This is a genomic window from Desulfococcus sp., from assembly GCF_041737845.1.
Classification (GTDB): domain Bacteria; phylum Desulfobacterota; class Desulfobacteria; order Desulfobacterales; family Desulfococcaceae; genus Desulfococcus.
The window spans coordinates 123020-148310 of sequence record NZ_JBGSQX010000080.1 but is presented as its reverse complement, the minus strand read 5'-3'; the positions used below and the strand labels follow the sequence as shown (position 1 = coordinate 148310).

Sequence of the window (25291 nt, the reverse complement as noted above, 5' to 3'; positions counted from 1 at the left end):
CTTTGTCATCGACGATGCACAGCTCATGGAGCGGGAATCCATGATGGATCTGTGCTCCATGATGGTCAGCCCCCAGAAAAAAACCGCCGCCGCGTCCCTCATCCTGGTCGGCGACGAAACCCTGGCCAAAACCCTTGGACTCCACGCCATGACACCGATCCGAACCCGGCTCACCGGCATCTTTGCCATGACATCCCTCGACGACGCCGAAAGCCGGGATTTTATCGCCTATCGGCTCCTCCAGGCAAAGGCCCCGGACAGCTTGTTCGACACCGACGCCAGGGTCATCATCGCCGCTCATTGCCGAGGAAACCGGCGACAAATCATGAACGTCGCAACCCTGCTCCTCGACGAGGCCTATCATCGACATGAAAAAACCGTCGGATCCCAACTGATTCTCAGCTCTGATCTGATGGACATATCCGGGTGAAACAGCGGCGCCTGCGAGGGGACTCCGGCGCCAAGGGATAGCCCGGTGCGGTAGACTGCTTTCTGCCTCTCAAAAAAGGGCTCGGCTCACGCCGAGCCCTTTTTCCCTCGGTAAATCTCCGCGGGAAAATTCTGGGAATTTAACGAAAAAATCTACAGTGCATTTGTTTTCATGGCGACTTAAAACTCCGGGACAATACCGGGACAAAACAGCACAAAAATAAAAAAGGGCTTAGCCACATTCAGCTAAGCCCTTGATTTTACTGGCGCGCCCGGCAAGATTCGAACTTGCGACCTACGGATTCGTAGTCCGGCACTCTATCCAACTGAGCTACGGGCGCAGAGAAGCGTTGAATTGTGAGGCGTTAATAGGCTATTATGGCTCGTCTGTCAACGATTTCTTCAATTTTTTTGATGAGAGAGGGATTGGTTCGGGGTATTCCATGGAAGCAAAGATATCTCTGGAAATGATGGCGCTGGCCGTGGGCGAGGCCGAACGTGCGGCCGGTGATGGAGAGGTCCCGGTCGGCGCCGTCCTGGTCGACGAGCAGGGGTCGGTGCTTGCCGCGGACCATAACCGGACGATCACCCTGAACGACCCGACCGCTCACGCGGAAATGCTTGTGCTGCGGCGGGGCGCAGGGATTTTGAGAAACTATCGGTTGTTAAATACGACCCTGTATGTTACGGTTGAGCCTTGTGTCATGTGCATGGGCGCCATCGTCCATGCCAGAATATCCCAAATTATATTTGGCGCTTATGATCCAAAATGGGGCGGGGCGGGTTCTCTTTACGATCTGGCTTCGGATACCCGTCTGAATCACCGGGTGGCCGCCGTCGGCGGCGTGATGGAAGACCGGTGCAGACAGATGATGCGGGATTTTTTTCAGGCACGGAGAGTCGATAAAAACGGCGGATGAGGGAAACCCGGCAGAGGGTTCTCCTGCGCAGATACCGATCCATCATAATTATTTCCGAGAGATGCACATCTTTTCAAGGAGAAGCAATTGGCGAATGTCGTTATTGTCGGGACGCAGTGGGGGGATGAAGGCAAAGGCAAGATCGTGGATCTGCTGGCCGAGTATGCGGATGTGGTTGTGCGTTTTCAGGGCGGAAACAACGCCGGGCATACGATGGTGGTTGACGGCGAGCAGTTTATCAGCCACCTGGTGCCCTCGGGAATCCTGCAGGGCCGTACGTGCCTGATCGGAAACGGGATGGTGGTCGATCCGGCGGTCTTGGTGGAGGAGATCGACTATCTCATCGAAAAGGGAATCCGCGTGGATGAAACCACCCTCAAGATCAGCGACCGTGCCCAGATGATCATGCCGTACCACAGATCCATCGATCTCGGCCGCGAGCGGATGAAAGGGGATAAGAAGATCGGAACGACCGGCAGGGGCATCGGACCGGCTTACGAGGACAAGGCCACCCGCAGGGGGGTCCGGTTTGTGGACCTCCTGGATCCGGAGGTCTTCCGGGAAAAGGTCGAGACCCTCATGATCGAGAAAAATTTCTACCTTGAAAAATTCCTCAAGACCGATCCCCTGGAACCCGAGGCGGTGATCTCCGAATATGCCAGGTATGCCGAACGGCTGGCGCCTCATGTGACCAACGTCTCCGTCATCATCGACCAGAGCATCCGCCGCGGCGAACAGATACTGTTCGAGGGGGCACAGGGGACCCACCTCGATATTGATCACGGCACCTACCCCTACGTCACCTCGTCCAATACGGTTTCCGGCAATGCCTGCTGCGGGGCCGGCATTGGTCCCACGGCCATCAACGACGTCTACGGAATCGTCAAGGCCTATACCACGCGTGTCGGCGAGGGGCCCTTCCCTTCGGAGCTTTTTGATGCGGTCGGGGATGCGATCCAGAAGAAGGGCGTCGAATTCGGGGCCACTACCGGGCGCAAGCGGAGGTGCGGCTGGCTGGACCTGGTCATCCTCCGCAACGCCGTCCGGCTGAACGGATTGACGGGCCTGGTGATCACCAAACTGGATGTGCTGGGCGGGCTCGATGAGATCAAGATCTGCAACGAATATCGATACCACGGCGATACCTTCCGGGATTTTCCAACGAGCCTGAAAGTCCTGGCCGGCTGCGAGCCGGTTTACGAGGTCCTTCCCGGATGGCAGGAGGATATTTCAGGGGTGCGGGATTTTGAAGACCTTCCGGAAAACGCCCGGAGCTACCTGCGGCGGATCGAGGCCCTGATCGAGGCCCCCATCAAAATCGTGTCCGTGGGGCCGGGGCGGAATGAAACCATCGTTCTGGAGAACCCTTTCCGATAGGCGCGGCCGGCAAAAAACCCCCGCGGGATCAAGCAGAACGCGGATTTTGGACTTTTTACGGAACCGTCAATTTTCGATTGACATTTTGCATCAACTGAAATAGAAGAGAGCCCTTGTCGGGAAGTGGCTCAGCCTGGTAGAGCACAGCGTTCGGGACGCTGGGGTCGCTGGTTCAAATCCAGTCTTCCCGACCACAATAAAACAGCGAGGCCGAATCTGTCAGCGGATTCGGCCTTTTGTTTGGTGCGCTTCGACTTGTTACGGGTTTCGAAAAAAAATCCATTATCCGCATTCAGGCATCATCCTTCAATCCCACAGCGGCACCCGGGGGACGCCCCCCTCGATTTTCGCTGCGGCGGCGGTCTTCTTCTCATTTGTGTTCATTCTATCCGTCTCTCCCGCCGGTACGGATGGAATCCAGGCATCCGCCGGAATCGGCCGGATGGTTTGGGGGGCCTTTCCGGACAGCGGCGCCCCTGGAGGTTTGGAGACGAGCTTGATGGCGAGGAACGAGATGAGGGTGACGGTGATCAGAATGGCGATATACCTCAGGTTGTATGCTGACATCTGAATTCGGCTCTGCAAAAGGCGCTGTCTGTTCTCGTGGATACCGATGGATGGCCCTCCAGGGGTGGCCGCTTCCGGATACAACAAGTCTAAGCAAAATATGTGCCGCTTTTTCTTCGGCCGCCAAGCCTTCCGGCGGTGGCATCCCCGTCAAGATCATAAGTGTTCGATTTTAAATGATTAGCTTTTTTTCATGGGACAGGGGCGCCGGCGTCAAAACGGCTTCGGCCGGAGGGCCTCCGCCTGGCCTGCGGGAACAATATGACAAAAAAGTTGTGATGGAATGACAAAAACTGTCCAGCCACATCCTGATGACCCCGAAACGGGTCGATTGGCCGCGTTCGGCGGATGAGCAAGGTACCGTCCATGAAAGGAACCCTGTTCACACCCCTTCCCCCGGACCTGCCGGAGGAACTCTTCGATACGCTGGCCGCCGCCGGTGATGTTCGGATCGAGCGCATTGTGTCCCGGGGGCATGCTTCCCCCGGGGACTTCTGGTACGACCTGGACCGGCACGAGTTCGTCCTGCTGGTCCGGGGGCGGGCGGGGATCGCCATCGAGGGCCGGGCTGAAACGGTCGTGCTGGCGCCGGGCGATTACCTCATCATCGAGGCCCACGTCCGGCACCGGGTGGAATGGACCGATCCCAAAAACGACACCATCTGGCTGGCGGTGCATTATTCAGCGGAAACGGGGGGAGAGTGATCGGCTTACAGGCCGGCCTGCATATCGTCCTTCACTTCGCGGTCCCGGCCCTGGTGGCCCGGGCGGCCTTTCGGGAGGCGTTCTGGAAATGCTGGGCCGTGATGACGGGGGTGATGGTGGTGGATCTGGACCATCTTCTGGCCAATCCTGTTTTTGACCCCGACCGTTGCAGCATCGGGTTTCATCCCCTCCACACCGTGCTTGCCATCGGCGCCTACGGGCTGTTGGCGATACTGCCGGATTCGCGGCTCCTCCGGTGGGCGGGGATAGGCCTGCTGATCCACATGGGGCTGGACGGGGTGGATTGCCTTGTCCAGGGGGGCTGAAGGCGGGCGCCTCATTTCCGCCTCCGGGACGGCGGCAGGGGGAACCTCCGCCCCATGCCATCCCGGGGGCGCGGTCGTTATTTCAGAAAGCCCTGGATGATCCGGTTGACGGATTCGTCATAGGTCAGGCCAAGGCTCATCAGCTTCATAAGCTGGTCGTTGGCGATTTTGCCGATGGAGGCCTCGTGGGTAAGCTCCGCATCCGGGTGCAGAGCCTTGAGGGCCGGCACCGTCTCGCTGATACCGTTGTCCATGATGATGGCGTCGCACTCGATATGCCCGTAGCACTTGGCCCGGGCTTCAAGGTTGACATAGAAATCCTGCTTGGAATTCCCCTTGACCACCGACCGGGAGACGATGTTGGCTTTGCTGTCCGTCCCGCGAAGCACCAGATCGTTTCTGGATTCCGCCCGCTGGGTCCCGTCGGTCATGACCCGCTCCGTGATGAGGACGGCGCTGCCCGGGCCCAGTTCGGCCGTGTTGAGGCGTCTGGCCTCATCCACGCCGCCCAGCTGGGAAAGCTCCATTTCGACGTAGGCGCCTTTGTCCAGGTAGACCCTGGTGGTGGGATTGAGGGTCCGTTTCCCCTTGCCCGGCCCGAGGGCGACATGCTTTTCCACGTATTTCAGGCGGGCGTTGCTGCCGATCCTGAATTCATGGATGCCCTCGTGCCCTTCCGGGGCCGATCCGCCGCAGTGGATGCCGCACCCGGCGATGATGGTGACGTCGGAATCCTCCCCGACGATGAAGGTGTTGTAAACCACGTCGTGGAGGCCGGCCTGGCTCAAGATGACCGGAATGTGCACGGATTCGTTCACCGTGCCCGGTTGGATGGTGATGACGATCCCGGTCCCCTCGGCATTGCTTTCGATATTGATGTTGGCCGACACCTCCCGGCCCAGAAGCTTCCCGTTTTTCCGGATATTGAAAGCCCCTTTCGGGATGCTCTCCAGACCCGCGACCGCTTTCAACAGTTCCTTATCTAAAACATCCAGCATTGCTGTCTCCTTCACAGAAATCACCATAACCGCAAACACTCAGATCATCCAGTATGGGAAGCGCCCCGGTCAGATCGCCGGTGTAGGCGATCCGGCCGTTTCGAACCATGACGATGACGTCGGCCGCCTCCAGAAATGCGCGGTTGTGGCTGACGACGATGGTCGTGGTGCCTTTTTCTTTCTGTTCCCGCTTCAAGAGATCCACCATGGGCCCGATGGTCCAGAGGTCGATGCCCGTATCCGGCTCGTCGTAAATGGCCACCTTGGGGTTTCTGGCGATGATGGTGGCCAGCTCGATCTTCTTGATCTCCCCGCCCGAGAGCTTGGCGTCCACGGGCTTTTCCAGAAAATCGAGGGAGCAGATGCCGACCCTGGCGATGATCTTGACCAGGGTCATCTCGTCGTCGGTGCCGGCGGCGATGGCAAGGAGGTCCCGGAAGGTCGTCCCCTTGAAACGGGCGGAGCTCTGAAACCCGTAGGCGATGCCTGCCTTAGCCCGCTCGGTGATGGACAGGGCGGTGATATCCTGTCCGTCAAGGAGAATCGACCCCGACGTAATGGGATTAATCCCCATGATCAGCTTGGAAAGGGTGGTTTTGCCGCCGCCGTTGGGACCGGTGATGCCGTAGAACTTCCCCTGCTCGAAGGAAAAGCTCACATCGTCGATGATGGTCCTGACGGGGCCGCCTCCGTTGCTCGCTTCATCCGCCGGCACGGAAAACCGGATATTTTTGAGTTCGATCATGATGCTCCTCGATTGGGATTCCAATAAAAATGCAGTTCAGCATGAAAGCAGGCCGTCTCGCATGTGAGGTAATAGTTGGATTGATCCGTCTTTTTGTCAACATGCGATGCCGGATTTTCGACGGGTTTCCTGAAAAACACCCACAGGCTCATCCGTTGAAAAGTTCCATCTGGATGCGCTCCTGCTGATCCGTGTAGGCGACCTCGACGGTGTCCCGGTCCAAAACCCGACAGCTTTCCAGGGGGGGTATCATAAGATGCGTCTCCTGCTTCGTCGTGACGGGGAAGCCGTAATGGACGTTCCGGTGCTTCAAGGGGCCTTTGCCTGCAACCCTTTCCCGGACAAACGCGGCATGCTGTTCGATCCGCTCGCGGATGCGGGTGTTGGCGAAAGAAACGATGTCCCGGGTCCGGTCGAGGACGGCGCGCCGAAGCTCGGGGTTCCGCTCGTACCCGATGCTGTTCCGGGCGGCTGCCATGGCGGCTGCGGCGGTGGTGCCGGTGCCGAGAAACGGGTCCAGGACCGTATCCCCCTTGACGGAAAACATGTTGATCAGCCGGTAGGGCAGTTCAAAGGGAAAGGCTCCGCTGCGCTGCCGGACGAGGGGATCGACCATCTTCTGGACCGTGCCCTTCAGGTCGGTCCAGACATCCGAAAACCAGATGTTCCGTTCTTCCCAGAAATAGGCGCTTTCCAGTCGGTTCTGCTTTTCCATGGGCCGATTGAATTGTCGTTTGGCCCCCTTCCGCAGGACCAGAACGTATTCGTGCTCCAGGGTCACGTATGCGCCGGGCGGCATCATGCCCGACCCCATGAACTTGTTGGGCGCGTTGGTCTGCTTCCGCCACAGGATGGGGGGCAGGGCGGAAAAACCTGCTTCCAGCGCGGCCTGAAGGATTCGGGCATGGTTCGGGTAGAGCCTGAAGTCGCCGTCCACGGTCCGGACGGCGTCCCCGATGTTGATGCAGGCGATGCCGCCCGGTTTCAGGACGCGCATGCATTCCTTCCAAACCGGATCGAGGACCTGGTGCATCAGTTCAAAGGCCGTGTTTCCATGCTCCTGCTTCAGCGCATCCTGGATTTCGGGCCGCCCCTCCGAGAACATCTCATCCCACATCCGGATCATGGGGTAGGGGGGCGAGGTGACGATCAGATCGACGCTTTCCGAAGAAACAAGGGGCATGCTTTCCGCGGAGGAAAAGCAAAACTGGTGACGGGTTTTCATCGGCCGCTTCCTTTCGTTTCAGTTCAACCGGTGGACCTCATACCATTTTTGCAGCGGTTGGCAAACCCCCGGCTGCGTAAAATTGAGCGTCGAGAAATCGGATGGCCTCCTGAAAGTGGGGTGACATATCCGGAAAATCAGCTTGATTTAGCGGAATGAAGGGCTTATGGTATCGTCATTTTTACAGAGGCGGACAGCTTGACGGTTCCGTAAGTCCGATATCTGCGTCATGCTGGAACAAGGACTTTTTCGAAACCTCCTGAGGGTCTGCTTTTTGCGGGATCCGCACACCTTGATGATCCCGCAAAAGCCGCATTGCATGGAACGGCATGAGAGATGACAAACGAATTCTGGAACTGGTGGCAGCACCTCCCCGAGCGTCTCGATCCCGTAATCATCGAGATCGGTTTTTTTAAGCTCCAGTACTACGGCCTGATGTACCTGGTCGCCTTCGGGTTGACCTATGCCCTGGTCCTGTACAGGATCAGGCGCGAAGACGGCTTCACCCTCACGTCGGCCCAGGTGGAAGCCCTCACCACGGCCATGATCGTGGGCGTGATCCTGGGCGGGCGGCTTGGGTATGTCCTGTTTTACAACATAGGCTATTACCTGCGGCATCCCCTGGAGATCTTTCTGCCCTTCAGCTTCGGCGAAGGCATTCAATTCACGGGCATCTCCGGCATGTCCTACCACGGCGGCCTCATAGGCGTCATTATCGCCGCGGTGGTTTACGGGCGCCGGAACGGCGTCGCTTTCCTGGAGATCGCAGACCTCTACGGACCGGCCGTCCCCCTGGGGTACACCTTCGGGCGGATCGGCAACTTCATCAACGGCGAACTTTACGGCAGGGTGACGGATCTCCCGGTCGGGATGGTTTTCCCCATGGCCCCGACACCCGAGCGCCGCCATCCCTCCCAGCTTTACGAGGCTCTCCTGGAGGGAATCCTCTGCTTTATCGTGCTGTGGCTTCCACGGAAGCGCATCCGGACCCGGGGCGCCATGCTGTCCCTCTACCTGGTCAGCTACGGCGCGGCGCGGTTTTTTGTCGAGTTTTTCAGGCAGCCGGACGCCCATCTGGGATTCGTGATGTTTCGTTTTACCGCCGGGCAGCTTCTCTGCGCGCTGATGATCCTTTCGGGGGTCCTCTCCTATGTTTATTTGAAGAAAACCGGCGCCCCTCCCGTTCATGAAATCGGCGCATGAAAAGCCGGGAGGGCAGGGCGGGGGGTCCGGATATCGTTGAAACCAAACTTTTCGGGGTAATCTATGAAACTCTATCTATATAATACCATGACCCGAAGGAAGGAGGAATTTGCGCCCCTCTTTCCAGATTACGTCGGCCTGTATACCTGCGGTCCGACGGTCTACAACCATGCCCATATCGGAAATCTGCGGACCTACATTTTCGAGGATGTCCTGAAGCGGGTGCTGCGCTTCAACGGTTATACCGTCAGACATGTCATGAACATCACCGACGTGGGGCATCTCACTGGCGACCGGGACATGGGGGAAGACAAGCTGGAGAGGGGGGCCCAGCGCGAGGGACGCAGCGCCTGGGAGATCGCGGAAATGTACACCCGGGCCTTCCAGGAAGACATGGACAGGCTCAACCTGCTCCCGCCCGACATCTGGTGCAGGGCCACGGACACGATCCCCGAGCAGATCGCGCTGATCCGGACATTGGAGGAAAAGGGGTATACCTACGCCACCGGCGACGGCATCTATTTTGACACCTCCCGGTTCGAGAATTATACCAAGCTCTCCCATCAGAACCTGGAGGCGCTTCAGGAGGGGGCGAGGGTGGAGAGAAACCCGGAAAAGCGGAACCCCACCGATTTCGCCCTGTGGAAATTTTCTCCCAGGGATGAAAAGCGCCAGATGGAGTGGCCGTCGCCCTGGGGAGTCGGATTCCCGGGGTGGCACATCGAATGCTCTGCCATGAGCATGAAATTCCTGGGGGACCACCTCGATATCCACTGCGGCGGCACGGACCACATCGACGTCCACCACACCAACGAGATCGCCCAGTCGGAGGCCGCCACCGGAAAGCCCTTTTTCCGGTTCTGGATGCATGGCGCCTTTCTCAACATCGCGGGCGGGAAGAAGATGGCCAAGAGCGCCGGCAATTTTCTCACGATCCAGTATTCCCTGGTGGATCGGGGGATCGACCCCCTGGCCTACCGGTATGCGGCGTTCCAGACCCATTACCGCAACCCCATGGAATACAGCGACGAGGCCACCCAGGCGGCCCAGAACGGGCTGCTGCACCTCAAAAACCAGGTCCGGCATATCATGGACGCCTGCTCCCCGGGTGATGCGGCGGCCATGCCCGCAGCCGCCGATGAATCGCGGGGCCGTTTCCTGGAGGCCCTGAACGATGACCTCAACATGCCGCGGGCCATGGCGGTGGTTCAGGATGTGCTGAAATCAGAGATGACGCCGGCCTGGAAGCTCGAGACGGTTCTCGCGTTCGACCAAGTGCTGGGGTTTGACCTCGACCGGGTCGGGGCGGCCGCATCCCTTCCCGCGGATATCCAGGAAAAGGTGACCGCCAGGGAAACTGCGCGGCGGGAGAAGAACTGGGCCCTGTCCGACGAGCTTCGCGATGAACTTCAGGCCCTCGGGTATGTGGTTCAGGACGGGAAAGACGGAATGAAGGTGTTCAGGCAATGAGGATGCCGCCCCCAGAGAACCAGCGGTAATCGCCTGAAACTACCGCTGCGCTTTCCGGACAGGCGGGCCGGACGTCAGCCGCCTCTGGCCTCCCGCTTCTTCTTCTCGCGCTCGTGGCGTTCCTGGGCCTCCAGGGAGAGCGTGGCAATGGGACGGGCCAGCAGCCTTCGGATGCCGATCTCCTCCTCGGTCTCCTCGCAGTAGCCGTAGGTCCCGTTGCTGATCCGATCGAGGGCCCTTTCGATCTTCTTGATGAGCTTTCGATACCGGTCCCGGGTCCTCAGTTCGAAAGCCGTTGCGGATTCATTCGTGCCCTGGTCCACGGCCTCGATATCGCGCTCCTTGTCTTCCTTCAGCTTGTTCAGGGTCTTTTCCGATTCCTGCAGCAGATTTTCCCGCCAGGCAATCAGCTCCCTTCGGAAATATTCAATCTGGCGCGGGTTCATGTAGGGTTCATCATCGCTGGGGATGTACCCTTCGGGCAGATCAACGGACATGGCAACCTCCTCGTGTGTTCACGAAACCAACACGACACAATGGTAAAACGCGTTCTTTGGTGAAGGAAAATTCACTCGAAATATCCGCCGGGTGCAATTCATACCCGTACAATGGTCTCCTCGAATACCGTCAGCGGTATCAGGCCGTCTCCGGTCACGATATGGGTGTTCTCGATGCCCACCACGCCCTTGTCCGGAAAAATCAGCTTGGGCTCTATGGCGATGCACATTCCCTCCTCGATGGGAGTCTGCCCGCCTTTGGCGATAAACGGGTATTCATCCAGCTCAATGCCCGTACCGTGCCCGATAAATCGGATGCGCTGGGGGCCTGCGCCCATGAAATGGTCGCCATAACCCAGCTCAGCGGCGCGGTTTACTGCCATGTCGTAAAGTTCACCCGTTTTCACCCCGGGTTTGGCTTCGTTCCGGATGAGTGACTGGATCTCGATCATCGCCCCGTGGGCCTTGCACCAGTCGTCGGACAGCCCGCCGATGGCAAATATCCGCGTCTGATCCGATATATAGCCCTGATAGCAGAAAAGATAGTCCACGAGGATGGGCTCGCCGCGGCCGATGGGCCGGAAGCCTGCGCTCTGGCCGACGGCCGGACCGGTGCCGGTTCCGCCCGTGGGCGAGGCGAGAAAACTGGGAACGGCCGCGGAGGGTCCTGCCATGAGGTGTCCGTAAAAAATTTCGCTCCCCCACAGGCGCATTCGAATCGTACCCTGGTGCCCCAGCTTCCGCGCCCGGGCCTCGATTTTTCCGGCCAGTTCCACCTCCGGGATGCCCTCGGTGATGAATTCCCGGATGCCCGAGTAAAGCTCGTCCGCTTTCTTTCCGGCTTCGCGGAGAATTTGAATTTCATAATCGGATTTGACCATCCGTATCAGCCGTATCGGGTGGGAAACATCCACGATGCCGGACCCGCCAAAGGTGCGGCAGTTGTCCAGATAGAGGTTCGCCGGCACTACGTCCAGCTCCATCCCGAGCGAACGGGGGATGGCATATCCGTTCTGTTTCAGGATTTCCGGCACCTGCCTCGGGCTTTTTATCGGAACGATGCGTCCGATCGGGGATTCCGCGGCAGCCCGGTCCAGGTCTTTCCGGACCATCAACAGGGGATCGCCGTCTCGGGGGACATAGAGATGTGCGTCCTGGGCCGTCCCCGAGAAATAAAAGAGGTCTGCTTTCTGAAGGATCAGCGCGCCATCCGCCCCGGCATCCTCGAGATGGACCCTCAGCCGGTTTATGCGATGATCGATTTCGCCTGCGGGTACCTTTTCTTCTGTTTTGAACATGGCATCCTCGTTGATTCAGGGCGGCAGCGCCGGCGCGCTGCGGACAAACCCCCCGGAAGCCGCCTTCGAGCGGCGGCTTCACCGCCCATGCGGCTACGGATGGGCCTGCTGCGGCCCCACTCCGTTTTTCCCAAGATTACTCGATTGAAATGACGATCCTCTCCTCGGCGTTTTCGATCTCTATCAGCGTGCCTTTCGGCCCCTGCTTGGCAAACAATTCGCTCAGGTGATTCAGATCGATGCCCTCCCGTTCAAGCGAGGCTTTGGCCTTGCTCGGGAGCAGTTTTTCTGAGATATTCAATGAAGAGAGCGGAATTTTGATACGGGTGTCCGGGTCGTTTTTGTTGGGCCGATAAAACGCAATTTGCAACGTCTGCATCATAATTGTTTGCCGCACCCTTTCGTTGATCGTGTTAACTATCTATTTTTTTAACATTTTAAAATTTTGAGTGTTAGGTGTATATCATTTTTTCCATGACCCTGCAAGAGAAGAAGCACCCAGGGTTTTTCCTTGGAATTATTACCGATTCATCCTGAAAAAGCCACCGGTCACAATAATTCTATACGCAAGGGATCTGAAATGGTATAACTTTCGATGTCTGAATGAACGAATTTTTGGAAAGGAATTGGTTATGAAAAAGATAGTTCCGCTGATTGTCCTGTGTTCCCTTACTGCGCTGTTTGCCTTTGGCGGGGTCGTCCGGGCGGCCGACGGCGGTGCGCCGAAGACCTTTTCACCCGAGGAGATTTCGACCATGACTGCCAGGAAGGCGGTCATCCACACCGAGTTCGGCGATATCGTCCTGAAATTTTTTCCAGCCGAGGCCCCGAACCATGTCCGCAATTTCCTGGAGCTGGCCCAAAAGGGCTTTTATGACGGGACCACCTTTCACCGGGTCATTCCAGGGTTCATGATCCAGGGGGGAGACCCCAACTCCAGGGACGCGGATCGGGCGCGCCACGGCACCGGCGGCCCCGGCTACCAGGTGAAGGCGGAGTTCAACAAGCGGCCCCACAAGCGGGGCACCCTCTCCATGGCCAGGTCCCAGCAGCCCGACAGCGCGGGATCCCAGTTCTTCATCTGTGTCGCAGACGCCTTTTTTCTCGATGAAAAATACACGGTGTTCGGCGAGGTGGTCGAGGGCATGACCGCAGTGGACGCCATCGTCTCCCAGGAGCGGGATTCCCGGGACAATCCGGTGAAACGGATTGAGATGACAGTGAAAATAGTTGATGAGAAATGAAAACCAGCGCCAGATTGATTCAGACGCCGGCCCCCGGATCGCGGATGGTGAAATTTCGGGGGGATACGGTCACCGTCGTACTTGAAGCGCCCGAATCGTGGCGGGGGAGCGCCTGGCTTCGGACCAACATCGGCCAGGCCGCGGTCGCCCGGCGGGAGATCATCCGGGAGGTGCTTCACGACGAGTCCCCTTTGAGCCGTGACTGGTTCGATATCCCTATGCGAAAATCGACGGCCTCCCGGTTTGAAGCAAGGGTTTCCCTGGCCGAGGTCGGCCATTTTGAAGCCAAGGCCTATTTCCTGCCGGACGGCGATCCCGATCCCGTGTGGCCCGGAGGGGCCAACAGCGTGTTCAATGTAGCGCCGGCCGACTGCTGCTGCGGTAACATCGTCTACAACGCTTTCGTCCGTCAGTTCGGCCCCAACAAGGCCGACGGTGCTGAAGCCGAGATGGATCCCGTCATGGCCGAATGCGTTCAGCGGATGGACCGGGACGGCTACACGGTGATCCCCAGGTCCGGCACCTTCCGGGACCTGATTCGGGAGCTTGATTTCATCCTCTGCGAGCTGGGATGCCGGTACGTTCAACTGCTGCCCATCCACCCCACGCCGACAACCTACGGCCGCATGGGACGCTTCGGGAGCCCTTACGCGGCCCTGAGCTTTACGGAGGTCGATCCGGCCCTGGCGGTATTTGACCCCAAAGCAACCCCCCTGGAGCAGTTCATCGAGCTCCTGGACGCCGTGCACGCCCGCGGCGGACGGCTCATCATGGACATCGCCATCAACCACACCGGATGGGCGGCCGCGCTCCATGAAACCCATCCCCAGTGGCTCTCCCGGGACGAGGACGGACGGATCGAGATGCCCGGCGCCTGGGGAGTGACCTGGGCGGACCTCACCAAACTGGACTACCGCCACAGGGACCTCTGGGTCTACATGGCCGATGTGTTCCTCACCTGGTGCCGGCGGGGAGTCGACGGGTTCCGCTGCGACGCCGGCTACATGGTCCCGGAGGCCGCCTGGATGTACATTACGGCCCGGGTCCGGGAGGAATACCCCGATACGATCTTCTTTCTGGAAGGGCTGGGCGGGAAAATATCGGTGACGCGGGACCTGCTGAACCGGGCCAACCTCAACTGGGCCTACTCCGAACTTTTCCAGAACTATGACCGCGGGCAGATCGCGCATTATCTCAGCGAGGCGTGGGAGATCCACCAATGCTGCGGGTTGCTCATCCATTTTGCCGAAACCCACGACAACAACCGGCTGGCGGCCAGGTCAAAGACGTGGGCCCGGATGCGGACGGCCCTCTGCGCGCTCTTTTCCCTGAACGGCGGCTTTGCCTTTGCCAACGGTGTGGAATGGTTCGCCCGGGAGAAGATCAGGGTCCACGACGCCCCCTCCCTCAACTGGGGCAGCGAGGAGAACCAGGTCTTCCACATCCGCCGTCTGAACGGGCTGCTGAAAAACCATCCGGCGTTTCACGATCAGGTCGCGGTCCGGATGATTCAGCAGGGGGAGGGCAACGGCCTGGCGCTCCTGCGGCATCACCTGCCCACGGACCAGCGCCTCATCATTCTGGTCAATCTGGATGACGGGCATCCCGTGAATCTGGCCTGGGAACGGCAACCCGATATGGGAGACGACCTCCGGGATTTGTTGTCCGGGCGTCCTGTTTACCTCAAGCCGGATGGAGCCACCCAGGTGCTGGAACTGCGGCCGGGCCAGGTCCTGTGCCTGGGCGCCGGCGCGGCGGGCGTCTGGATGGAGGATCCTCCCGTTACGCCGGATCGGGTCTGGGATCAGCGTTTCCGCGCAAAGGTCATGGACGTTCACCGCTTCTACCACGGCACCGGGGACATGGGCGGGTTCGACCTCGCCGAAGCGGCGGGGCGGCTCAAAACCCATCCCGCCGAATTCTGCCGCGCCATGAACCCCGAAGGGGAGGATCCCCGGGTGGTATCCTGGCGGTGGCCCGAGGATCTGAGGCGGGCCGTGATGATCCCGCCGGACCATTTTCTGCTGGTTCTGGCGGATGCGCCTTTCCGAGCCGGCCTGGTTGACGGGGGGAGGGTGCTTGCCCGGGAGGAAAGCCTGCCCCGCGAAGCATTTCCGGGCGGGGGACACGGCCCATGGTTTGCCCTGTTTGCCCCCACGGCCGCGCCCGAGAGCCATCGCCCGGGAACGCTCCGGTTGACCGTATACGCAGGCGAAGGGACGGTCCACCGCGAAGCGCCGCTCCTGTTTCTTTCCCGGCCTGAAAACGCCAGGATCCGGCGGGGGTTCCGGCGGGGCGAACTCCTCGCCCGGCCCCTGCTTTTTCTGGGGACCAACGGCCGCGGCGGCATGCTCCGGGCCCATGCCTCCTGGGGAAAGCTGTCGAGCCGCTACGACGCCCTTCTGGCCGGGAACCTGAACCCCTTGTATCCAGAGGACCGGTGGGTCATGTTCACCCGGTGCCGGGCCTGGGTGGTCTATCAGGGATTTTCCTACGAGATCGGACTGGATTGCCTCGACGCCTTCCGGGTGGATGACGGGGCGGTCGCCCGGTGGCGATACCAGATCCCCACGGGCCAGGGGGAGGATATATCGCTTTCCATCGCCGCTCGGATGATCCCGGGGGAAAATGCCGTCCGCATTTCCTTTTACCGGCACCCGGGACTCGGGACGACAGGGCGGCTGTCGGATGACCGGCCGGTCCGCATCATCCTTCGGCCCGACATCGAGGACCGGAATTTTCACGACACCACCAAGGCCTTCACCGGTCCGGAGCACAGGTGGCCCGGTTCGGCGGCGGCAGGCGACCGGGAGTTCGTTTTCACACCCGCGCCGGACCGCCGGCTGATCGTCGAGATCTCCCGGGGCGCCTATGTGAGCGACCCCGAGTGGCAGTATATGGTCCACCGGCCCCTGGAGGCCGAACGGGGCCTGGATCCCGATTCGGATCTGTTCAGCCCCGGCTATTTCAAGGCCCCGCTCTCCGGGGGCGAAACCCTTGACCTCTTCGCCCAGATCCTCGGCAGGACGCGCCTCCCGATGCCCACGGATACGCTTTTTTCCACAACAGATCACAAGAAAGCCGATCCGCCGGAAACGGCGGGCCGGGATCTTTCAGCGGGGCTTCGAGGCGCGGTGGAGAACTATATTGTCCGGCGGGGGGATTTCAGTACCGTCATTGCGGGATACCCCTGGTTCCTGGATTGGGGGAGAGACACGCTCATTGCCGCCCGCGGCCTGATCGCGGCGGGAAAAATCCGCGAGACCGGCGAGATCCTGCTGCAGTTCGCCCGGTTCGAGAAGGACGGCACCCTGCCCAACATGATCCGGGGGGACGACGCCCGGAACCGGGACACCTCCGACGCCCCCCTCTGGTTTTTCGTGGCCTGCAAGGAAATGGCCGGAGCCGACGGCACATTCCTGGATACGGACCTGGAAGGCCGGACGATCCGCGACATCCTTCTCTCCATGGGGCGTTCGATTGTCGGCGGGACCCCCAACGGGATCCGGATGGACCCGGAATCGGGCCTCGTTTTCAGTCCCTCCCATTTTACCTGGATGGACACCAACCATCCTGCCGGGACCCCCAGGCAGGGATATCCCATCGAGATCCAGGCCCTCTGGCATTATGCCCTCTCGTTTCTGGCACGGATCAGCGGCGGCGAGCCGTCGGAGCCATGGCGCGGTCTCGCGGAAAAGGTCCGGGATGCCATTGCCCGGCTTTACTATTTGAAGGATGAAGGGTATCTGTCCGACTGCCTCCATGCCCAGCCCGGCGAATCCGCGCGCCAGGCTGCGGCGGACGACGCCCTCCGGCCCAACCAGTTATTTGCCCTCACCCTGGGGGCGGTGGCCGACCCGGTCATATGCCGCGGGGTTCTGGATGCCTGCCTGCGGCTCCTGGTGCCCGGGGCCATCCGCAGCCTTGCCGACAAGCCGGCAGTTTATCCGCTTGAGATCCTCCACCAGGGACGCCGGCTGGGGGATCCCCATCAGCCCTACCGCGGTAATTATGCCGGAGACGAGGATACCATGAGAAAACCGGCCTACCACAACGGCACGGCCTGGACCTGGGTCTTTCCGTCATTCTGCGAGGCGTGGGCCGACCATTACGGCGATTCCGGAAAGGCGGCGGCCCGGGCATGGCTTTCCTCCGCCGCCGGGATCATCAACGCCCACTGCGCAGGCCACATGCCCGAAATCCTGGACGGGGATTACCCCCACCGCCAGCGGGGCTGCGACGCCCAGGCGTGGGGGGATACGGAGCTGCTCCGGGTGTGGTTGAAGGTAAGTGGTTAAATGATCAGTGGTTTGGTGCCAAAATTTATCTAAAACAAATCCTTGACATGGTATCAATATTAGATACTATATATCCATGAACAAGAAACAGCGGCAAACCCTTGATAAAATTTTTGAAAAACCCGCTCGTTCAGATATCCCGTGGGTGCATATTGAGTCGTTATTTATAGCACTTGGCGCTGATATTTCAGAGGGCAGAGGTTCACGAGTCAGGGTCGCGTTACATGATGTCCGTGCTGTTTTTCATCGACCACACCCAGAAAAAATCACAAACAAGGGAGCCGTTAAATCTGTACGAAGATTCCTGCAAGAAGCGGGGGTGAAACCATGATGGAATATAAAGGGTATTTTGCAAAGGTTGAGTTTGATGACGAAGCTAACATTTTTCATGGTGAAGTCATCAATTTGCGTGATGTAATCACGTTTGAAGGTGAATCTGTTGATGAATTACGAAAGGCGTTCACGGATTCAGTAGAGGACTACTTGGAATTTTGTGCTGAGCGTGGAGAGGATCCTGAAAAGCCTTACTCTGGTAAATTTTTAGTTCGTGTTGGGCCAGAGCTACATAAAACTCTCGTCATACAGGCACGGAAAAACGGCAAAAGTCTCAATACATGGGTTAATGATACCCTTCTTAAAGTAGTAAAAGACAGAACCCACTGACTCCTTTGAGAAGGGCGGGGAAAAACCGGAACCTAAAGGCCGAAGACCGGCTTTAGTATAACCATTTTCCGAACCAGCCATTTTATCACCAAAAACAAGAGGCAAAGGATGGAGCACACCGTATCCGTCATCATTCCGGCGCGCAATGAAGGGGAGACCATTGGCAACATCGTCGCCAGAATCCGCTCTCTCCACCCTGATTTCGAGATCATCGTCATCAATGACGGGTCAACCGACAAGACCGCAGAGGCGGCCCATGCCGCCGGTGCCGAGGTCTACAGCCATCCCTATAACATGGGCAACGGGGCCGCCGTCAAAAGCGGCATCCGCATAGGGACGGGGGAGATCTTCGTGTTCATGGACGGCGACGGCCAGCACGACCCGGAGGATATCGCGAGACTCCTCGAATTCTTTCCCGACTACGATATGGTGGTGGGAGAGCGGGGCATGGGCGGACAGGCCTCCTTCGAGCGGGCCGTGGGCAACAAGGTCTACAACTGGCTCGCCTCCTATGTGACCAAATTTCACGTGAAGGACCTGACCTCGGGCTTTCGGGCCGTCAAATCGGAGATTGCCAAAAGCTACATCTACCTCCTCCCCAACACCTATTCCTATCCCACCACCATGACCCTGGGCGTCCTCCGGGACGGCAAGAGCGTCCGATACATGCCGATCGAGACCAACAAACGAACCAGCGGGAAGAGCCGGATCCGCATCGTCCACGACGGGGTGCGGTTTTTCATGATCATCACCAAAATCTGCACCCTCTATTCGCCCATGCGGGTGTTTCTGCCGGTCAGTTTCGGACTGTTCGTCCTGGGCTTTCTCCATTATATCCATTCGTTTATCACCGCCGGCCGTTTCACCAACATGAGCGCGCTGCTGTTCACCACCTCGATCGTCATCTTCATGATGGGACTGGTCTCCGAGCAGATCTGCCAGATGCGCTTTGAACGGCGCAGCAGCGACCGCCGAATGCGTAAATTCGAACCAAACCAGTAAGATAAACAATATAAAAAAAGTTATTGACAAATCCGGCCGTTCTGGTATGAGTAGGAAAACAACTCAGTCAAGGAGCGGCTTTCTTGAATATCCTGTCCGGCCTGATATCCTCCAAAACACGGATCAAACTGCTGGTGCGGCTGTTTTTAAACCCGCACAGCAGCGCTTATTTGAGGGAACTGTCCAAAGAGTTTCACCTCTCCACCAATTCCGTCCGTGAGGAACTCAATCAACTCACCCGTGCAAATCTCCTGAAATCCGAAAAAGACGGCCGGCAGGTTCTCTACTCGGCCAATCCGATGCATCCCCTGTTTCCGGAACTGAAATCCATGATTACCAAGGTGATCGGCCTGGACCGGATCATCGACAGCATCATCGGCCGCCTGGGGAACCTCGAAAAAGCCTATCTTATCGACGACTACGCCGAAGGAAAGGACAGCGGCATCGTCGATCTGCTTCTGGTGGGCAATATCGATCAATATCACTTGAGCGATTTGAGCAGGAAAACCGAACGGTATATTGAGCGGAAGATCCGGTCGCTGGTGATGAGCGGGGAGGAATTCGAGGATTTTCTGCCGGCGCTGAATACCCGGCCGCATCTTTTGGTGTGGGAGAGGTGAGGGAGAAGACGTGATGGAGTTTTTAAAAGCGTTCCACAATGCATTTGGATTGTCGAGGACACGACGTTCAAATCATTTCTGCGCACCAGCAAATATTCCTGATGACGATATGAAAAGAAACAATATAACGGTTTATACGCCGGATTCCTCGTTAAGGCACCCAGGCCGTATGCTGTTGGCGATGTTCCGTGATCTGATTGCCGGGCGTGAGCTGGCATGGCAACTGGCTGTGAGGGATATCCGTGCCCAGTACCGACAGACGGCTTTAGGCTTGCTTTGGGCCTTTATCCTTCCCCTGGCACATACGATGACCTGGATATTCCTGAGCAGAGCAGGTATCGTTACCGTCCGCGATACGGCGTTGCCATACCCCGTGTATGTGTTTACCGGCACCATGATCTGGGCCATATTCATGGACGCCGTCAACGCACCGCTGCAGCAGACCATCGCGGCCAAGCAGATGCTGGCCAAGATCAATTTCCCGAGGGAAGCCTTGGTGGTTTCCGGGATTTATCAGACCCTGTTCAACGGGGCGATCAAGATCCTTCTGATGTTGGTCACATTGATGATCCTGGGTATTTCACCGAAATGGACGTTGATCTGGTTTCCGCTGGGCATACTGTCGTTGATTCTGGCAGGAACGGCCTTGGGGCTCCTAGTGACGCCCGTGGGAATGCTGTATACGGATATCGGGAAGTCCCTGCCGCTGCTAATGCAGTTTCTGATGTACATGACGCCGGTCGTCTTCCCAATGCCGAGCGGTGGATGGGCCGAGGTAATGTTCAAGATAAACCCCATGACATCTCTCATTTTGACCACCCGGGACTGGCTGACCGGATTTTCACCGGCCTATTTGGGAACATTTTTCCTGGTCAATGGACTGGTTGTCGCTCTGCTCCTGGTGGTGTGGGTCGTATACCGGGCGGCTATGCCGATTTTGATCGAACGGATGAGTGCCTGAAAGGACGGAGGCGAATGGCATGAGCGAAATAGTAGTAACGGTTGACAACGTTTCCAAAAAGTTCTGCCGGGATCTCAAGCGTTCCCTCTGGTATGGAATGAAGGATTTGAGCAGTGAAATTCTATTTCCCCATCAAAACCATGAAACGGAGCTGCGAAAAGATGAGTTCTGGGCGGTAAAAGATGTAAGTTTCGAATTGAAGCGAGGCGAATGTGTTGGCTTGATCGGGCGAAATGGGGCTGGCAAAACCACTTTGCTGCGAATGCTCAACGGTCTTATAAAGCCAGACAAAGGACGAATCGAGATGCAGGGGCGTGTTGGAGCCTTGATAGCTTTAGGTGCGGGATTTAACCCGGTGTTGACGGGCAGGGAAAATATCTATGTCAATGCTGCGGTGTTGGGGCTTAGCAGAAAGGCAATAGAGACAAAGATAGATGAAATAGTCGAATTTGCAGAGCTTGGCGAATTCATTGATGCGCCAGTGCAGAGTTACAGTTCGGGTATGTCTGTTAGATTAGGATTTGCTGTGGCGACAATTCTAGAACCCGACATCCTTCTTCTGGACGAGGTTCTGGCTGTGGGCGATGCCTCATTTCGCGACAAGTGCTATCATCGGATCGCAACACTTCGGAAAAAGGCGGCAGTGATTTTTGTATCTCACAACATGGATCAGGTTGCCAGAACATCAACTCAAATCCTTGTGATGAAGAATGGTACTCCTTACGCTATTCAATCCGTAGCTGAAGGTATTTCGCTCTATGATCAGCTTAATGATTCAAAACTCAAAGGAGGTACTTTCCTCTCTCTACAGTATCCGATTACAGCTTTTGATGCTGTTCTTTCAAAAATAAAACTTGCTTCATGCGAGCCGCTTGAAATACGTTTCAAGGTTGAAAGCAAACGAGATTTCTCTAGTTTCCTGCTCAAGGTCATTTTCTATAACTCCGCAGGGGCATTCGCCGCTGATGGCGGTTTTCAATCTCATGATTATGAAATTGAAATCACTAGAGGCTCAACTGAATTTAAAATCTGCTTAGCATCAATATCTCTTAAAAATGGTAAATATTATTTAGCCTTTAATTTGATCGACCGTTTCGGCGATTTAATCGTCTGGTCATACAAAAACCACGAGGTATTGATCTACGGTGCCTACCCGGGGGCCATTGCGGATTGCCAACTAAAGGCCGACAAACTGATGGTATTACCCAAATAACGTATTTGAATTCTATATAAATTTCTCAAAATGCGTGCCTAATACTCAATGTTCAAGTTTTTCAGGCTATCATAGGGTTCGCCGGATAGCATTTGATCGTAACCAATTGATTTTACATTATGGGAGCTGTGAAACCCTTAAAATATAGATCCAGTAAATTCAATCGGTTATAAAAAACTTGAACATCGAGTAATATTTGCTTTTTCCTGACTGTATTAACAACTAAGATATAGAAAAATTGGACAAATGAAATACAAGCTTTACTACGTTGAGGGAAAAATCAAGCGTTACTGCATTTACCTACCTAAATATATTGTTGGATATTCTTTAGTTCTATTATTTGGGTATACAATCTGTGTCGTTGTAGAAAAGTCGTTACAAGACTCGTTTCTTCACCAGTTCATCAAACCTACAGAGCTGAATATTCCGATAATGAACATAACCGTTAGACTCAATTATCTTACGATAATTGTTCTCTCCGCCCTAACATATTTGATGCTGCAGCTTGGCGAGAAGATGAGGGCATTGGTACATCTTCCCGTCTGGATCATAAATCTACCATTATATTGGATTTCTAACTTCATACCTAAGGAAAAAAATGTATGGTTATTCGGTTGCAGGCAAGGAAAATCATATGCAGAGAATTCTAAATATCTATTTGAATATGTAATAAAAAATTGTCCGGATATAAAAGCGATCTGGGTTACCAAGAACCGTAATGTATATAATGCGTTGAAGAAAAATAACAAGCATGTCTGCATGGCTTATTCTCCTAAAGGATATTACCTTTCCATGAGGGCCGGAGCCACTATCATTTCACATTATAAAAGATCTCTCTCAGACTACAATGATTATGCAACGAGTTGTAAAACTGCAATCATACAGCTTTGGCATGGTTCACCGATGAAAGGCATCGGTCTTACACGAAAGACTGATCCCCAAACTGGGCTAAAATGGTACGGCAAGTTGATAGCGAAAAAGGCCGCAAATATATTCTTTCCCTTCATTAAAAATAGATCAAGTTGTCACAAGATGCTAAGTGCATCGCCATTGGTTACAGATGCCTTGAAAGACTCGTTCCTTTTAAGAAACAATAACACCATCCTAGCGGGCTATCCCAAAAATGATCCTTGGCTTTCACGAGCGAAATCAAGGCATTTAGATTATAAGAACCCTTCCGTATCCAATGTCGTCTTCATGCCGACCTGGCGTAATAATGACTGGAAACTGTTTACGAATTATGAATTTGACTTAGAACGACTAAATCGTTTCTGCAAGGAAAGCGCCATCGTTTTTAACATTAAACTTCACCCTTACAGTGTCAATATGCTTGCTAATTTTACAGCTGAATTCCAAAAATTTTCTAATATCAGATATTGCTCTGTAGACGATATTTATGAAATCCTTGATTCTTTTGATATTTTAATAACAGATTACAGCAGTATAGTTTTTGATTTTATTCTTTCGGACAGACCCATCATTTATAGCCCGTTTGACTTTGACGACTACTTTAAAAACGATGCGGGCTTTCTTTATAGCTATAATGAAATCTGCGCAGGACCCATTGCCCGGAATTGGGTGGAATTGGAAAAATGCATGTGCATTGATCATTCAATTTATTCCGGAAAACGCGAAGAACTAAGAAATCGGTTTAATACCTTTTCAGATAACAATAGTTGCGAAAGAATAGTAGGATACTTGAAATCCTATTTGTTAGACACGATGGTTGAACCTGCCAACTGGAATCTATAGACCCGAACTTTTAGACGCCTTCTGGTAACGTAAAAATTGAAAATGGATATCGAAATGCACTTAAATTAAGGAGGAAAAATGATAGGAGTAATTTTAGCTGCCGGAGTTGGATCCCGTCTTCGCCCTCTCACGAATAAGAAGCCAAAATGTTTAATCAATACTGCATGGAAACCCATATTGCAATACCAATTTGATGCTTATAGAGAAGCAGGTATTAATGAAATTTGTATTGTTGTTGGCTATGAGGGTAAATCAGTCATAACTTACTGTAAGCACATAAAAAACTTCAAAATAGAAATTGTAGAAAACCCAGATTATGAAAATACCAATAATATGTATTCACTCTATTTAGCTAGAGATATCGTAAAAAATAAACCATTCATCTTAAATAACGCAGATCTTAGCATTGATTCAAAAATCATTCAAAAATTATGTGAATCTAATGAACCAAATTTGGTCGCGGTTGATGGAAATGTTTATAACGAAGAAAGCATGAAAGTCAGTATAGACGAGACAGGTTTTATAAACGACATCTCAAAAGAAATGAGAAGGGATAACGCGTTCGGCTGTTCAATCGACATTTATAAGTTTTCAAAAGAATCATGTGAAATATTCTTTTCAAAAATTATCGATATTGTTGAGAATGAAAATAATAAGAAAGACTGGACGGAAGTTGCAATGCAGCGATTGTTCAAATCTCGTGAACTGAAATTTAAGCCATATGATATTTCGGGTTTGAATTGGGTGGAGATTGATGATTTTCATGATCTGTCCGTTTCAGATAAGTTATTCTCAAATTTCAGTACCTGGTCAAAAGATATCACGACTTATTATTTTGATCTTGATGGCACACTATGTATTGGTGATCAGCTTATTGAAGGAGCGAATGAAATAATCACAAAATTAAAATCTGATGGCAAATCAATATACTTTCTTTCCAATAATTCATCTAACAGCAAATCAAACTATGTTAAATTTTTTCATGACCTCGGAATAGAATGCAGCGCTGAAAATATAATCTTATCGACTGATGGCGTCATTGATTTTTTAAAAAAAAGGCAAGTCAAAAATGTATATGTAATGGGGACAAAGAGCCTCGTTAAGGTTTTTATTGACGAGGGGTTTGAAATCGATACCCATGCGCCGGAATATGTCATTATTAGCTATGACAAAGAGCTTACCTACAATAAGCTTGCTACCGCATGCAGGCTTGTGAATAGCGGTGTAGACTATATAATTACTCATCCTGATGTCTTTTGCCCATCCGGAGATGGTCCTATCCCTGATGCAGGGGCAATCGGAAACATGATAGAAATAACCACTTCAAGAAAACCCGCCCTTGTTTTTGGAAAACCTTCTCCAGATATGGTTTTGCATCATATGCGAGAGCATGGATATGCTGCAGATCAATGTATTATGGTTGGAGATCGCCTCCATACAGACATTGAAATGGCAAAAAATGCCGGGATGAAATCCATATTGGTACTTTCAGGAGAAACATCTAGAACCATGGTCGAAAATATCAACTCCAAACCGGATGTAATTCTGAACACCGTTGCGGATATCTATTAACGACTTTCATTGCCTTGTTTTTTTCGGATATTTTTTGTAGTCAGACTTATCGAAATGACAAGATGATAAGAACAAAAAAACAATTCGATATCCATAGAGAAGCTTAAAGTTCAATTTTAACCCTACAACGACACTTAATTTGTTAAGCATTTGTAATAAATGAAAATACTTTATATTCAAACAAATTCCCGAAAATTAACTTTTCC

General features: G+C 54.7%; 23 protein-coding genes, 2 tRNA genes and 1 pseudogene. 18 read left to right on the top strand and 8 right to left on the bottom strand.

The features are described 5' to 3' along the window. A pseudogene (locus tag ACEW8N_RS09495) lies at positions 1-430 on the top strand (hypothetical protein); the annotation flags it as partial. Positions 431-693: 263 nt separating this feature from the next. On the opposite strand, the gene ACEW8N_RS09490 reads toward ACEW8N_RS09495, so the two are convergent. Next, positions 694-770, bottom strand: a tRNA-Arg gene (locus ACEW8N_RS09490). A 102-nt stretch (positions 771-872) separates the two neighbouring features. Here ACEW8N_RS09490 and tadA point away from each other — a divergent pair. The 3 genes from tadA to ACEW8N_RS09475 all read left to right on the top strand — a co-directional run bounded on the left by tadA (position 873) and on the right by ACEW8N_RS09475 (position 2920). Further along, on the top strand, positions 873-1349 hold the full coding sequence (gene tadA, locus ACEW8N_RS09485) for a tRNA adenosine(34) deaminase TadA (protein WP_373499574.1): 477 nt from the start codon (positions 873-875) through the stop codon (positions 1347-1349). 87 nt (positions 1350-1436) lie between these two features. Beyond that, positions 1437-2726 carry an adenylosuccinate synthase gene (locus ACEW8N_RS09480; protein WP_373499573.1) on the top strand — a complete coding sequence of 430 codons (1290 nt, stop codon included), beginning with the start codon at positions 1437-1439 and terminating at the stop codon, positions 2724-2726. 117 nt (positions 2727-2843) lie between these two features. After that, positions 2844-2920: transfer RNA gene (locus ACEW8N_RS09475), tRNA-Pro, on the top strand. Positions 2921-3032: 112 nt separating this feature from the next. Here the strand turns inward: ACEW8N_RS09475 and ACEW8N_RS09470 are convergent. Then, a complete protein-coding gene (locus ACEW8N_RS09470; protein WP_373499572.1) occupies positions 3033-3293 on the bottom strand; it encodes a hypothetical protein in 261 nt (86 codons plus the stop codon). 366 nt (positions 3294-3659) lie between these two features. Here ACEW8N_RS09470 and ACEW8N_RS09465 point away from each other — a divergent pair, with 366 nt between their 5' ends. Together ACEW8N_RS09465 and ACEW8N_RS09460 are read left to right on the top strand one after the other, a co-directional pair. Then, the gene (locus ACEW8N_RS09465; RefSeq protein ID WP_373499571.1) at positions 3660-3998 is read left to right on the top strand and encodes a cupin domain-containing protein; all 339 of its coding nucleotides are present in this window, start codon (positions 3660-3662) and stop codon (positions 3996-3998) included. Then, positions 3995-4324 (top strand): DUF6122 family protein, encoded by a 330-nt coding sequence (locus ACEW8N_RS09460; RefSeq protein WP_373499570.1) that lies wholly within the window; start codon positions 3995-3997, stop codon positions 4322-4324. The genes ACEW8N_RS09465 and ACEW8N_RS09460 overlap by 4 nt, the downstream gene beginning before the upstream one ends. Positions 4325-4401: 77 nt before the next feature. Here ACEW8N_RS09460 and ACEW8N_RS09455 read toward each other — a convergent pair whose 3' ends face one another. From ACEW8N_RS09455 to ACEW8N_RS09445, 3 genes are all read right to left on the bottom strand, one after another. Next, positions 4402-5322 carry a SufD family Fe-S cluster assembly protein gene (locus ACEW8N_RS09455; protein WP_373499569.1) on the bottom strand — a complete coding sequence of 307 codons (921 nt, stop codon included), beginning with the start codon at positions 5320-5322 and terminating at the stop codon, positions 4402-4404. Continuing rightward, positions 5303-6067, bottom strand: a complete 765-nt coding sequence (locus ACEW8N_RS09450; RefSeq protein ID WP_373499568.1) for an ABC transporter ATP-binding protein — start codon at positions 6065-6067, stop codon at positions 5303-5305. The genes ACEW8N_RS09455 and ACEW8N_RS09450 overlap by 20 nt, the downstream gene beginning before the upstream one ends. A 148-nt stretch (positions 6068-6215) precedes the next feature. Further along, a complete protein-coding gene (locus tag ACEW8N_RS09445) occupies positions 6216-7292 on the bottom strand; it encodes a site-specific DNA-methyltransferase (RefSeq protein WP_373499567.1) in 1077 nt (358 codons plus the stop codon). Between the two features lie 336 nt (positions 7293-7628). Here ACEW8N_RS09445 and lgt point away from each other — a divergent pair, with 336 nt between their 5' ends. Both lgt and cysS read left to right on the top strand, forming a co-directional pair. Beyond that, positions 7629-8495, top strand: a complete 867-nt coding sequence (gene lgt, locus ACEW8N_RS09440) for a prolipoprotein diacylglyceryl transferase (protein ID WP_373499566.1) — start codon at positions 7629-7631, stop codon at positions 8493-8495. A gap of 63 nt (positions 8496-8558) precedes the next feature. Next, positions 8559-9965, top strand: a complete 1407-nt coding sequence (gene cysS / locus ACEW8N_RS09435; protein ID WP_373499565.1) for a cysteine--tRNA ligase — start codon at positions 8559-8561, stop codon at positions 9963-9965. Between the two features lie 74 nt (positions 9966-10039). On the opposite strand, the gene dksA is transcribed toward cysS, so the two are convergent. The 3 genes from dksA to ACEW8N_RS09420 all read right to left on the bottom strand — a co-directional run bounded on the left by dksA (position 10040) and on the right by ACEW8N_RS09420 (position 12142). Continuing rightward, on the bottom strand, positions 10040-10462 hold the full coding sequence (gene dksA / locus ACEW8N_RS09430; protein WP_373499564.1) for an RNA polymerase-binding protein DksA: 423 nt from the start codon (positions 10460-10462) through the stop codon (positions 10040-10042). Positions 10463-10560: 98 nt separating this feature from the next. Beyond that, complete coding sequence (locus ACEW8N_RS09425; protein ID WP_373499563.1) at positions 10561-11760, bottom strand: M24 family metallopeptidase; 1200 nt, start codon at positions 11758-11760, stop codon at positions 10561-10563. A gap of 136 nt (positions 11761-11896) precedes the next feature. Further along, positions 11897-12142 (bottom strand): hypothetical protein, encoded by a 246-nt coding sequence (locus tag ACEW8N_RS09420; protein WP_373499562.1) that lies wholly within the window; start codon positions 12140-12142, stop codon positions 11897-11899. Between the two features lie 250 nt (positions 12143-12392). On the opposite strand from ACEW8N_RS09420, the gene ACEW8N_RS09415 reads away from it, so the two are divergent. The 10 genes from ACEW8N_RS09415 (at position 12393) to ACEW8N_RS09370 (ending at position 25085) form a co-directional block, all read left to right on the top strand. Further along, positions 12393-13004: a peptidylprolyl isomerase gene (locus tag ACEW8N_RS09415; RefSeq protein ID WP_373499561.1), complete on the top strand. Its 612-nt coding sequence runs from the start codon at positions 12393-12395 to the stop codon at positions 13002-13004. 44 nt (positions 13005-13048) lie between these two features. Then, entirely contained in the window at positions 13049-17302 is a 4254-nt protein-coding gene (locus tag ACEW8N_RS09410; protein WP_373499560.1) for an amylo-alpha-1,6-glucosidase, read from the top strand. 76 nt (positions 17303-17378) lie between these two features. Further along, positions 17379-17633 (top strand): type II toxin-antitoxin system HicA family toxin, encoded by a 255-nt coding sequence (locus ACEW8N_RS09405; RefSeq protein ID WP_373499559.1) that lies wholly within the window; start codon positions 17379-17381, stop codon positions 17631-17633. Beyond that, a complete protein-coding gene (locus ACEW8N_RS09400; RefSeq protein ID WP_373499558.1) occupies positions 17630-17965 on the top strand; it encodes a type II toxin-antitoxin system HicB family antitoxin in 336 nt (111 codons plus the stop codon). The genes ACEW8N_RS09405 and ACEW8N_RS09400 overlap by 4 nt, the downstream gene beginning before the upstream one ends. A 108-nt stretch (positions 17966-18073) precedes the next feature. After that, positions 18074-18967, top strand: a complete 894-nt coding sequence (locus ACEW8N_RS09395; protein ID WP_373499557.1) for a glycosyltransferase family 2 protein — start codon at positions 18074-18076, stop codon at positions 18965-18967. An 83-nt stretch (positions 18968-19050) separates the two neighbouring features. After that, on the top strand, positions 19051-19587 hold the full coding sequence (locus tag ACEW8N_RS09390; RefSeq protein ID WP_373499556.1) for a winged helix-turn-helix domain-containing protein: 537 nt from the start codon (positions 19051-19053) through the stop codon (positions 19585-19587). Between the two features lie 13 nt (positions 19588-19600). Continuing rightward, positions 19601-20548 carry an ABC transporter permease gene (locus ACEW8N_RS09385; protein WP_373499555.1) on the top strand — a complete coding sequence of 316 codons (948 nt, stop codon included), beginning with the start codon at positions 19601-19603 and terminating at the stop codon, positions 20546-20548. A 19-nt stretch (positions 20549-20567) separates the two neighbouring features. Continuing rightward, positions 20568-21761 carry an ABC transporter ATP-binding protein gene (locus tag ACEW8N_RS09380; RefSeq protein ID WP_373499554.1) on the top strand — a complete coding sequence of 398 codons (1194 nt, stop codon included), beginning with the start codon at positions 20568-20570 and terminating at the stop codon, positions 21759-21761. Positions 21762-22007: 246 nt separating this feature from the next. Beyond that, on the top strand, positions 22008-23513 hold the full coding sequence (locus ACEW8N_RS09375) for a CDP-glycerol glycerophosphotransferase family protein (protein ID WP_373499553.1): 1506 nt from the start codon (positions 22008-22010) through the stop codon (positions 23511-23513). A gap of 78 nt (positions 23514-23591) precedes the next feature. Next, positions 23592-25085, top strand: a complete 1494-nt coding sequence (locus tag ACEW8N_RS09370) for an HAD-IIA family hydrolase (protein WP_373499552.1) — start codon at positions 23592-23594, stop codon at positions 25083-25085. Positions 25086-25291: the final 206 nt, after the last annotated feature.